Source organism: Flavobacterium sp. F52 (assembly GCF_000278705.1).
In the GTDB taxonomy this organism is placed as follows: Bacteria; Bacteroidota; Bacteroidia; order Flavobacteriales; family Flavobacteriaceae; genus Flavobacterium; species Flavobacterium anhuiense.
In genome coordinates this window covers 423523-435693 of record NZ_AKZQ01000037.1, presented here as the reverse complement: position 1 = coordinate 435693, position 12171 = coordinate 423523, and the positions used below count along the sequence as shown (strand labels likewise).

The window sequence follows — 12171 nt, the reverse complement described above, 5'->3', positions numbered from 1 at the left end:
AACTGTGACTGCGACTGTAAACATATTTTTAAGTTATTTTCAATACTCTTTTCATGGTCATTGATTTGTTGACGCTTTCTTCCCATTCTTTTTCCGGAACGCTTTCTTTTGTGATGCCGCAACCCATATACAGAATTGCCTTTTCTTCCTGAATCTGCATGCATCGTAAATTTACAAATAAATCAGAACTTGCATTATTTCCTGCAAATGTGCTGTTTAATTCGCCTAAGAAACCCGTATAGAAAGTTCTATCGTAATTTTCGTTTTCCAAAATAAATGCTTTAGATTTCTTTTTAGGAAGTCCGCAAACAGCTGGCGTAGGATGCAAAGTATCGATAACTTCTTCTAAAGTTGAATTATCTTTTAAAACACCCGAAATATCCGTTTTAATATGCCAAATCGATCCTGCTTTCAAACTATAAGGTTCAGAAACTACAACCGAAGCCGTAAATTCTCGAAGGCGTTTTACAATAAAATCAGTCACAAATTGCTGTTCGTCTTTTTCTTTCTGCTGCCAAACAATTTCCGTTTGCAGATTATCTTTCTGTGTTCCCGCCAAAGCCATGGTTTCAAAAACATTTCCGTTTGCTTTTAGCAGTTTTTCTGGTGTGGCTCCCATCCAAAGCCCTATTTTTGGGTGAAAAAAACAATAACAAAAAGTGGCTGGATATAACTGAACCAAGTGCTGAAAAGTTTCAATACAATCAAATTCAGCCAAAGGCACTTCTTCACTTCTTGATAAAACTACTTTTTTGAATTCTTCATTTTTGATGGCCTGAATTCCCTGAGCTACTAAATATTCATATTGAAATTTAGCTTCAGAATCAAAACTCAAATCATCAATTTCTATTGGAGCAAATGAGGTTTCTTCTTTATTAGCAGTAATAACTTCCGATTCATTTTCTGGAATTAGGATCAATTGTTTTTCATCAAAAGAAGCAAAAACAAATCCTTTTTCGCTGTAATCAGAAACCGTATTTAAGTTATTATTTTGCTGTAAAATCCCAATGTAGTTTTCTGAATTGGGTTTTGAATAAAGCACAAAGGGTAAATTTTGTTCTTTATGATTTTTAATTTTTAAGAAAAATGCATTCATAATTTATTCACTTTTCTTTCTTTCCAAAACCATATTCGTCAATTTGCAAAGCGAAACCAAGTTTCCTTCTTCATCTGTAATTTTGATTTCCCAAAGATGAAGACTTCTGCCTTTGTGGATAATTCTAGCTGTTCCGAAAACATAACCTTCACGAATACTTTTTAAATGATTTGCCGAGATTTCAATGCCTCTTACCTCCTGCTCTTTCGGATTGATAAAAAAGAAAGAAGCCGCACTTCCAACACTTTCTGCCAAAGCTACAGAAGCGCCTCCGTGCAATAATCCCATTGGTTGATGAACGCTTGGATTTACAGGCATTTTTGCAGTTAAAAAATCTTCTCCGGCGTCGATATATTCAATTTTCAGCGTTTCCATTAATGTGTTTTTAGAAAACTCATTACAGCGCGCTAAAATCTGCTCTTTTGTATAATTCATTAAAATAAACTTTAAAAACGTAAAATTAAAGAAAGATAAGACACAAATCGAAAAATCGGATTCTAAAATTAAAAATCAATTATGAACTTGTCAGTTTTTTGTTATTTTTACAAAAACAATCCAAATCAATCTTTGGCTTTTTGCCATTCCCGATAGCTATCGGGATACACAGATTGAAAAGATTTTTTTATCTACAATTTATTCGTCACGAATTCACGAATTATTTCAAATAAAAATTCGTGAATTCGTGGCTAAAAAAGAAATTAAATGCGTCAATACTTTACACTCTTCATTTTCGGAATAATTATAACTTTCAGTTCTTGCCGAACTGACTTTGATACCGTTGCCAGCACAGGAGATTTAAAGTTCTCAAAAGACACGGTTTATTTGGATACTGTTTTTAAAAATATTGGCTCAAGCACGTATCAATTAAAAGTTTACAACCAAAGTAAAAATGACATTTCAATTCCGATTGTGCAATTTAAAAAAGGTTTGAATTCTAAATACAGAATGACTGTTGATGGAATGACGGGCAACAATGGGAAAATTTTTCAAAATGTTACGCTTTTAGCAAAAGACAGTTTGTACATTTTTATAGAGACAACGGCAGATATCGCAGACGCAAATCCTGTTGATTTTTTATATACAGACGAAATTCAATTTGACAGCGGAGCCAATCTGCAAGAAGTGGCGCTGGTTACTTTAATTCAAGACGCTGTTTTTTTATATCCAAATCAAAATCCTGACGGAACCAAAGAAAAGATCAAAATTGACGGAAAAGATGTTGACGGATTTTATTTAAATGAAAATGATCCTACAAACGGAAATGAGCTTCTTTTTACAAATGACAAACCGTACGTTATTTATGGTTATGCTGGAGTTCCAGAAGATAAAACCGTGATTTTTGAAGCCGGCACAAGAGTTCATTTTCACGCTAATTCTGGTTTGTATGTTAGCAAAAATGCTTCTCTAGAAATAAACGGAACAGCTTCAACAAGCGATAAATTAGAAAACGAAGTTATTTTTGAAGGCGATCGTTTAGAATCGCTTTATTCTGACATTCCAGGACAATGGAAATCGGTTATTTTTGAAAAAGGGAGCGCCGATCATTCGATTAATCATTTGACTTTAAAAAATGCTGTTATTGGTTTAGATTTTAGAAGTCCTTCAAACACAATAGAAATTAAAAACTCGCAGATTTACAATTGTGCTGAATACGGAATTTCGGCTCAAAATGCTCAAATTGTCGGAGAAAATATAGTGATTAATTATGCTGGACTATCAAGCTTGGCTTGCGTTTATGGCGGAAACTATCAATTCACGCATTGCACTTTCAACAATAGTTGGCCTACAGCTTCACAATTTTCTGTGAGCTTAAGCAATTCTTTGGCTGGAGCAACGCCAGAAACCAATCCGTTGACACAGGCTACTTTCAACAATTGCATTATTTACGGCTCAAATACCAACGAATTTAATTTGAGTAAAGATGCTAATGCGCCATTTGTTTATCAGTTAAACAATTGTCTTTTAAAATTCAGCAGTTCGACAACAAACCCAGATTATCAGTTCAAAACTGATACAGAACATTATAACAATATTATTCTGAATGAAAATCCGAAGTTTTACAATGTTTCTCAGAATAAGTTTAATATTGATAAAACATCTTCCGCTTTCGCGAAAGGGAATCAGGCCTATATCATTCCAACAGATATTTTAGGAATTACAAGAACTTCTCCACCAGATTTGGGAGCTTATCAGAGTCAGGATTTCCCTAAATAATGGTTTTGCCACGAAGGCGCTAAGACACAAAGTTTTTAATCTCGCAAAGTCGCAAAGTCGCAAAGATTTTGTTTTGCTTAAAATTAAACTTTGCGACTTTGCGACTTTGCGAGAAAACTTGACAAAGAAATTCTAAAAAAAACTTTGCGTCTTAGTGCCTTCGTGGCAAAAAAAACTCGTAAGAAAATATATCGAAAATTAAACATCACTTAACGTATTGCTTTCATAAAAATAGTAGATTTGTTATAACACATTTTTAAAAACTTAATAATCAGGTTTTTAAAATCATCTTCTAAACCAAATCTTAAAACTATTAATTATGAAGAAAAACTACTTTTTACTGTTATTGATGTTTACTGCAATTGGTTTTGCTCAAATTCCGTCAGGATATTACAGCACTGCAACGGGAACGGGCTACACTTTAAAAACTCAATTGTATAATATTATAAAAAGCCATACAGATAACGGTTATGCTGGATTGTACACCACTTACCAAACTTCTGACGTTGATAATTTCTATGAAAACGACGGAACCATATTAGACATGTATTCTGAAAATCCATCAGGAACAGATCCATACACTTACACAACGGGAACCACTCAAAGATGCGGGAATTATTCTGTAGAAGGAGATTGCTACAATAGAGAACATATTATTCCGCAATCTGTTTTTAGCGAGCAGTCACCAATGGTTTCCGATGCGCATTTCATAACTCCAACTGATGGAAAAGTAAACGGAATACGTTCCAATTATCCGCACGGAAATGTAAGTTCCGCAACCTATACTTCTCAAAACGGAAGCAAATTAGGATCAAGTGCAGTTTCGTGTTATTCGGGGACTGTTTTCGAGCCAATCAATGACTTTAAAGGCGATATTGCCAGAATGTATTTCTATTTTGCAACGCGATACGAAAACACGATTGCGGGTTATTCTTATGCTATGTTTAATGGCACTAGCAATCAAGTTTTTACAACCGCTTTCTTAAATCTGCTTTTAACTTGGCATGCACAAGATCCTGTGAGTGCAAGAGAAATCGCTAGAAATAATGCCGTTTATGCTCGTCAAAACAATCGAAATCCCTTTATTGATCATCCTGAATATGTGAATCAAATTTGGGGTGGAACACCTTCTGGAGATACTCAAGCGCCAACTGCACCAACGAGCTTGGCTTCAACATCAAAAACAGCCACTTCAATTACGCTTTCGTGGACAGCTTCTACAGATAATGTAGCAGTTACGGGTTATGAGGTTTATGCCAATAGTGTTTTAAAAACAACGGTTTCTAGTACCACCACAACAATTACAGGTTTGACTGCTTCAACGGCTTATTCTATTTATGTAAAAGCAAAAGATGCAGCTGGAAATACTTCGGCTTCAAGCAATACGATTTCAGTTACAACCAATAGCAACGGAGCCGGAACTGCAACCGATCTACTTTTCTCTGAATACATTGAAGGTTCTGGAAATAACAAAGCTTTAGAAATTGCAAACAATACTGGAGCTTCTGTTAATTTATCGGCTTATACAATCAAAAAACAAACAAATGGCGCAGGTTCTTGGAGTACAGGTTTGGCTTTAAGCGGCACTTTAGCCACTGGAAGTAAATTTGTAATTGTAAACAGCTCTATGTCATTAAGTTGTTTTCCTACAAGTGCTGCCAATATTTCTACGACTGCAACCGAACTGACTTTTAATGGAAATGATGCTGTAGGTTTATTCAAAAATGGCGTTTTAATTGATATTATCGGAACTTTCAACGGTGGAACAGCCAATTTTGCGATAGATGTTACTTTAAGAAGAAAATCGACTGTGACTTCTCCAAGCACAACATTCAGTTTAAGTGCACAATGGGACTCGTATTCACAAGACACTTGCAACAACTTAGCCAGCAAAATGGTTCAGACTGCTGAAATCGAAGAAGAAGTTACTACAGATGAAATTGTAATTTACCCAAACCCTTCTAATGGGAATTTCGATATTAATCTAGGCAATGTAGATAATCCTTATTCAGTTGAAATTTTTTCATTCACTGGCCAGAAAGTATTCGAAAAACAAAACACAACTTTTCCAGAAGTTTCTGTGCATAATCTTCCAACAGGAATCTATATTATTAAAATTATAAAAGGAGAAAAAACCGCTTTTAAAAAGATCATTATTAATTAAAAATTAGATTTTCATCAACCAAAAAAGCGGCAAATTGCCGCTTTTTTCATAATCTGTGAAAGATTTTTCTTTAGAAATGTATTTTTCATCACTTTCTGCATTTCGTAAATTTTGCAAATCTGCGCATTTGCAAACTTCAAAATTGTGCCGATTTATTTTTGATTTTTTCCTTTCTAAAAGTTTAATATTACACAACATATCAAAAAAGAAATTTTACTAAAACATTAAATTTCTCGAAAGACCGAAACCTCTTGATATTGCGTCTTTTTGGTAGAAAAAATGCAAGAAAAAAGCAATTTCATTTTTTTTGAAAAGAGATCGTTTCCAAATTTGCGCTTACTATTTATTTACATTAAATTTGCAGCTCAATACAACAAACTACACAAATGATCCATTTCTTTGAAAACCAAAGCAAAACTGTTTTTGCCGTACAAACGCAAAACGAAATTTCAGCTCAAGACATTTCAAAATTAAACTGGCTTTTTGCCGACGCAAACAAGATCGAAAAATCTGCATTGACAGGTTTTTTTGTTGGTCCACGCGCCACTATGATCACACCTTGGAGTACAAATGCTGTAGAAATTACTCAAAACATGGGAATTTCTGGCATTATCAGAATCGAGGAATTTCATCCTGCAACGGAAGATTTTACTGATTTTGATCCAATGCTTTCTCAAAAATTCAACGAATTAGATCAAGAAATCTTCACTATCAATATTCAGCCAGAACCAATTTTAGAAATTGATGATATCGCTGCTTACAACAAAGTTGAAGGTTTAGCTTTAAGCGAAGAAGAAGTTGATTACTTAAACAATCTTTCGACTAAACTAGGAAGAAAATTAACAGACTCAGAGATTTTTGCTTTCTCACAAGCCAACTCAGAGCACTGCCGTCACAAAATCTTCAACGGAACATTTGTGATCAACGGAGAAGAAAAAGAAACTTCTCTTTTCAAATTAATCAAAAAAACATCTCAGGAAAATCCTAACGATATTGTTTCTGCTTACAAAGACAACGTTGCTTTTGTAAAAGGGCCAAAAGTGCAACAATTTGCACCAAAATCGGCAGACAAACCTGATTTTTACGAAATAAAAGAATTTGATTCTGTAATCTCATTAAAAGCAGAAACACACAATTTCCCAACAACAGTTGAGCCTTTCAACGGTGCTGCAACAGGTTCTGGAGGAGAAATTCGTGACCGTTTAGCTGGAGGTCAAGGATCTTTGCCATTAGCTGGAACTGCTGTTTACATGACTTCTTACTCTCGTCTAAAAGAAGACAGAAAATGGGAAAATGCAGTTGAAGAAAGAAAATGGTTGTACCAAACGCCAATGGATATCTTAATCAAAGCTTCAAACGGAGCTTCTGATTTTGGAAATAAATTTGGTCAGCCGCTTATTACAGGTTCTGTTTTAACTTTTGAACACGAAGAAGAAAACAGAAAAATTGGTTACGATAAAGTAATCATGCAAGCAGGTGGAATTGGTTACGGGAAATTAGATCAATCTATCAAAAACAAACCAAAAGAAGGCGATAAAATCGTTATTCTTGGAGGTGAAAACTATAGAATCGGAATGGGTGGTGCTGCGGTTTCTTCTGCAGATACTGGAGCTTTTGGTTCAGGAATTGAGTTGAATGCCATTCAGCGTTCAAACCCAGAAATGCAAAAACGTGCTGCAAACGCGATTCGTGGTTTAGTAGAAAGCGACAACAATCCAATTGTTTCTATTCACGATCACGGTGCGGGTGGACACTTAAACTGTCTTTCTGAATTGGTTGAAGAAACTGGAGGTTTAATCGATTTAGATAAATTACCAGTTGGAGATCCAACACTTTCTGCAAAAGAAATTATCGGTAACGAATCTCAAGAAAGAATGGGATTGGTTATTGGTCAAAAAGATATCGATACATTGCAAAGAATTGCTGATAGAGAGCGTTCTCCAATGTATCAGGTTGGAGATGTAACGGGAGATCACCGTTTTACTTTCCAATCAAAAACTAACGGTTCAAAACCGATGGATTATGCTTTAGAAGATTTTTTCGGAAGTTCTCCAAAAACGGTTATGACTGATACTACAGTTGACAGAAAATATGCTGACGTTGCTTACAATGCAGCAGATTTCGAAACCTATTTAAAAGACGTTTTACGTTTAGAAGCTGTTGCTTCAAAAGACTGGTTAACAAATAAAGTTGACCGTTGTGTTGGAGGAAAAGTGGCGAAACAGCAGAATGCAGGTCCGTTACAATTGCCATTGAATAATGTTGGAGTTATGGCTCTGGATTATTTAGGAAAAGAAGGAATTGCAACTTCTATCGGGCACGCTCCTATTGCGGCTTTAATTGATCCAGTTGCTGGATCTAGAAATGCTATCGCAGAATCGTTGTCAAACATTATATGGGCTCCGATCAAAGATCAGCTAAAAGGAGTTTCTTTATCGGCAAACTGGATGTGGGCTTGTAAAAACGAAGGCGAAGATGCTCGTTTATACGAAGCTGTACAAGGATGTTCAGATTTTGCAATTGAATTGGGAATCAATATTCCGACAGGAAAAGATTCGCTTTCAATGAAACAAAAATATCCAAATGATGAAGTAATTGCTCCAGGAACGGTTATTATTTCAGCTGCTGGAAACTGTACCAATATCAGAAAAGTGGTTGAGCCAGTTTTACAGAAAAACGGAGATTCAATCTATTACATCAATTTGTCTCAGGACGATTTCAAATTGGGAGGTTCTTCTTTTGCACAAATAAGAAATGCAATCGGAAACGAAACTTGTACCATTAAAGATGCTTCTTTCTTCAAAAATGCATTTAATACAGTTCAGGAATTAATCGGCGAAAGCCAAATTTTAGCAGGTCACGATATCGGAAGCGGTGGTTTAATCACAACTTTATTAGAATTGTGTTTTGCTGATGTGAATTTGGGAGCTAAAATTGATTTCAGCGCTTTCGCAGAAAAAGACTTATTGAAAATCCTTTTCGCAGAAAACATCGGAATCGTTTTCCAAGCTAAATCTGATGCAACTGTTGAAGCTAAATTGAAAGCTAACAATATCGAATTCTTCAAAATCGGTTCTGTAACTTCTACAGCTACTTTAGAAGTTGGAAATTGGAAATTGGACATCCCGACTTATAGAGACGTTTGGTTTGAAACTTCTTATTTATTAGATCAAAAACAATCTAAAAACGGAAGAGCTCAAGCACGTTTTGAAAACTATAAAAATCAGGTTTTAAATTATACTTTCCCTACACATTTCACAGGAAAGAAACCAGAAATCGACAATTCTAAACCAAGACCAAAAGCAGCTATTATCCGTGAAAAAGGAAGTAATTCTGAGCGTGAAATGGCAAATGCTATGTACTTGGCAGGTTTTGACGTAAAAGACGTTCACATGACGGATTTAATTTCTGGGCGTGAAACGCTTGAAGATATTCAATTTATTGGAGCAGTTGGAGGATTCTCTAATTCTGACGTTTTAGGTTCTGCTAAAGGTTGGGCTGGAGCTTTCTTATACAACGAAAAAGCAAAAACTGCTTTAGATAATTTCTTCAAAAGAGAAGATACTCTTTCTGTCGGAATCTGTAACGGATGCCAGTTGTTTATGGAATTAGAAGTGATTAATCCAGAGCACGAAGTTCACGGAAAAATGCTTCATAACGAGAGCCAGAAACACGAAAGTATCTTTACTTCTGTAACAGTTCAAGAAAACAATTCGGTTATGTTGTCAACTCTTGCTGGAAGTACTTTAGGAGTTTGGGTTTCTCACGGAGAAGGTAAATTCAAATTGCCTTTAGCAGAAGAAAACTATAACATTGTTTCTAAATATGCTTACGAAGGTTATCCTGCAAACCCAAATGGTTCTGATTACAACACAGCTATGATGTGTGATAAAACAGGAAGACACTTAGTAATGATGCCTCACATTGAGCGTTCTACTTTCCAGTGGAACTGGGCGCATTATCCAAAAGACAGAAATGACGAGGTTACGCCTTGGCACGAAGCTTTTGTTAATGCCAGAAAATGGATTGAGAAAAACTAAAAATATATTTTTACCAGAAGCGCCCGAACTTTATCGGGCGTTTTTTTTTGTCACAGATTAAAAAGATTATCACAGACTACAGATTTTAAAGAAAAATTACTCGAAAATCAGTTTTCTACGGAGTAAAAACTTACCTAAAACAAATAGTTTCATTATTGTATTTTTAAGCCTCCATTCTATAAAAAAAATGGATTATATTCGCCCAGAAAAAAATCAGCCACTCGATTTTTTCAGCCCAAAAACACTTAAACCTACATAGAATGAAATTTTTAAAATTACTTTTTGCTTTCAGCTTATTCTTTGCTGTTACCACTTCACATTCACAAGTTCACGTAGATCAAATTACCCACAATTCTAAGGAACGTTATATTACTACGACTATCGGATATCCAGTTCCGGGAACTTATGCTCCTCTAAATCAAAAACAGCCTATTACAGTTTTAAATCCAGACGGCACAGGTTTTATTCAAGCCGAAGATTTAAGCAAACAAAAAATCAATTGGGGAATAGAATGCACAGAAGAAGGCGTTCCTGTTTTCAAAGAAGGATTTAATAGCGCCTCTTATACTTTCTGGTATAGACCAAATGATAGCGAAGAATGGTATTATTCTCAATTTTCTATTCATTTTGCCAAGAAAAAAATGTTTTTAATGGGAGAAAGAGTAAAAGAATATGAAGATTACAACGTTCAGTAAATAAAAAAAAGATACCTTCCCATTAAATATTTCTTCATTTTTGACAAAATTTCCTATCAAAAAGAAAACGTTTTCGTTGATTTTTAATAGTCTCTATAAATTTTCCCATAAAATTTCATTAAATAAAAAATCATACCTAAATTTTATTTAATTTGCAATCAAATTCAATATATTAAACATGGTTTCAATCACACGCCTTTTTGATTTTCCCTATTATCAACAAGAAACTTACAATCTTCCAGTTGCTCTTGCAACCAAAAAAAATGGAGTCTGGGAAAAAACATCTAGCGAGGAATATATTGCAAAAGCAAATGCTATTTCGAGAGCATTATTGCGTATGGGCGTTCAGAAAGATGATAAAATTGCTTTAATTAGTTCAAATAACCGTACCGAGTGGAATATAATGGATATTGGTATTTTGCAGACTGGTGCGCAGAATGTTCCTATTTATCCAACAATTGCAGAAGAAGATTACGAATATATTTTAAACCACAGCGGCAGTATTTATTGCTTTGTTTCTGATGAAGAAGTTTTACAGAAAGTAAATGCAATTAAAGCCAATGTACCTTCTTTAAAAGAGGTTTATTCTTTTAATGAAATTGCGGGATGCAAACATTGGTCAGATTTATTGGTTTTAGGTGAAGACAATAGCAATCAAAGCGAAGTTGAAGCCAGAAAAGACAGCATTAAAACTGACGATTTAGCCACAATTATTTATACTTCTGGAACAACAGGAAGACCAAAAGGAGTTATGCTTTCGCACAAAAATATTGTGTCGAATGTTTTAGACAGCTCGCCAAGAATTCCGTTTGATCCAGGAAAAAGTACTGCATTGAGCTTCTTGCCTATTTGCCATATTTTTGAAAGAATGATTTTGTATATCTATCAATATTACGGTGTATCGGTTTATTTTGGAGAATCTATTGACAAAATCAGTGATAACTTAAAAGAAGTACGTCCAACTGTAATTACAGCTGTACCAAGACTTTTAGAAAAAGTTTACGATAAAATTTATGCTAAAGGAGCCGAATTAACAGGAATCAAGAAAAAACTATTCTTCTGGGCTATCGATCTAGGTTTAAAATATGAACCATACGGAGCAAACGGTGCTTGGTATGAATTTCAGTTAAAAATTGCCCGTAAATTGATTTTCAGCAAGTGGAAAGAAGGTTTAGGCGGAAACTTAGACTTGATGGTTTCTGGAAGTGCTGCTCTACAGCCACGTTTGACAAGAGTTTTTGCTGCGGCAGAAATTCCGGTTATGGAAGGTTACGGTTTAACTGAAACGTCTCCTGTAATTGCCGTAAACGATCAAAGAAACAGAGGATTTAAAATTGGAACTGTCGGAAAACCAATTCGTAATCTTGAAGTTAAAATTGCAGAAGACGGAGAAATTCTATTAAAAGGTCCGAACGTAATGTTGGGCTATTATAAAGATCCTGAGAAAACTGCAGAAGCTGTTATAGACGGTTATTTCCATACAGGAGATATTGGAGAAATTGACAGCGAAGGTTTCTTAAAAATTACAGATCGTAAAAAAGAAATGTTTAAAACTTCAGGAGGTAAATATATTGCGCCGCAAATGATTGAAAATGCCATGAAACAATCTCGTTTTATTGAGCAGATTATGGTTATTGGCGAAGGTGAAAAAATGCCAGGAGCTTTTATTCAGCCAAACTTTGAGTTTGTAAAAGAATGGGCAAAAATCCACAAAATTACTTTAGGAAATACAGATGCAGAAATTAGTGCAAATCCAGAAGTAATTAAACGCATTGATGAAGAAGTGGAAAGCATCAATAAAAAATTCGGACACTGGGAGCAAGTAAAACGTTTTGAACTTACTCCAGATGTATGGTCTATTGATGGCGGACAACTTACTCCAACTTTAAAACTAAAACGTAAAATTATTAAAGAAATCTATAAAGATCTTTACGCTAAAATCTACGGAAACAATTAATAAAT

General features: G+C 34.9%; 7 protein-coding genes. 5 read left to right on the top strand and 2 right to left on the bottom strand.

Annotation, left to right across the window (positions count from 1 at the left end):
* Window positions 1–28: 28 nt before the first annotated feature.
* Together FF52_RS20400 and FF52_RS20395 are read right to left on the bottom strand one after the other, a co-directional pair.
* The gene (locus FF52_RS20400) at window positions 29–1096 is read right to left on the bottom strand and encodes a chorismate-binding protein (protein WP_008468567.1); all 1068 of its coding nucleotides are present in this window, start codon (window positions 1094–1096) and stop codon (window positions 29–31) included.
* Window positions 1097–1099: 3 nt separating this feature from the next.
* Window positions 1100–1531, bottom strand: coding sequence for a PaaI family thioesterase (locus FF52_RS20395; protein ID WP_008468565.1), 432 nt, complete (start codon window positions 1529–1531; stop codon window positions 1100–1102).
* Window positions 1532–1798: 267 nt separating this feature from the next.
* On the opposite strand from FF52_RS20395, the gene FF52_RS20390 reads away from it, so the two are divergent.
* The 5 genes from FF52_RS20390 (at window position 1799) to FF52_RS20365 (ending at window position 12166) form a co-directional block, all read left to right on the top strand.
* Window positions 1799–3310, top strand: coding sequence for a hypothetical protein (locus FF52_RS20390; protein WP_008468564.1), 1512 nt, complete (start codon window positions 1799–1801; stop codon window positions 3308–3310).
* A 319-nt stretch (window positions 3311–3629) separates the two neighbouring features.
* A complete protein-coding gene (locus FF52_RS24010) occupies window positions 3630–5474 on the top strand; it encodes an endonuclease (RefSeq protein WP_035692030.1) in 1845 nt (614 codons plus the stop codon).
* Window positions 5475–5860: 386 nt separating this feature from the next.
* Window positions 5861–9514, top strand: a complete 3654-nt coding sequence (gene purL, locus FF52_RS20375; RefSeq protein ID WP_008468559.1) for a phosphoribosylformylglycinamidine synthase — start codon at window positions 5861–5863, stop codon at window positions 9512–9514.
* A 260-nt stretch (window positions 9515–9774) separates the two neighbouring features.
* Window positions 9775–10209: a hypothetical protein gene (locus FF52_RS20370; RefSeq protein WP_008468558.1), complete on the top strand. Its 435-nt coding sequence runs from the start codon at window positions 9775–9777 to the stop codon at window positions 10207–10209.
* Between the two features lie 178 nt (window positions 10210–10387).
* A complete protein-coding gene (locus FF52_RS20365; protein WP_008468556.1) occupies window positions 10388–12166 on the top strand; it encodes an AMP-dependent synthetase/ligase in 1779 nt (592 codons plus the stop codon).
* Window positions 12167–12171 lie beyond the last annotated feature (5 nt).

Excerpts from the sequence above, each read along its gene's own strand:
- FF52_RS20400 (WP_008468567.1), bottom strand. The coding sequence starts at position 1,096 with ATGAATGCATTTTTCTTAAAAATTAAAAATCATAAAGAACAAAATTTA.
- FF52_RS20390 (WP_008468564.1), top strand. The coding sequence starts at position 1,799 with ATGCGTCAATACTTTACACTCTTCATTTTCGGAATAATTATAACTTTC.
- purL (WP_008468559.1), top strand. The coding sequence starts at position 5,861 with ATGATCCATTTCTTTGAAAACCAAAGCAAAACTGTTTTTGCCGTACAA.
- FF52_RS24010 (WP_035692030.1), top strand. The coding sequence starts at position 3,630 with ATGAAGAAAAACTACTTTTTACTGTTATTGATGTTTACTGCAATTGGT.
- FF52_RS20365 (WP_008468556.1), top strand. The coding sequence starts at position 10,388 with ATGGTTTCAATCACACGCCTTTTTGATTTTCCCTATTATCAACAAGAA.
- FF52_RS20370 (WP_008468558.1), top strand. The coding sequence starts at position 9,775 with ATGAAATTTTTAAAATTACTTTTTGCTTTCAGCTTATTCTTTGCTGTT.
- FF52_RS20395 (WP_008468565.1), bottom strand. The coding sequence starts at position 1,531 with ATGAATTATACAAAAGAGCAGATTTTAGCGCGCTGTAATGAGTTTTCT.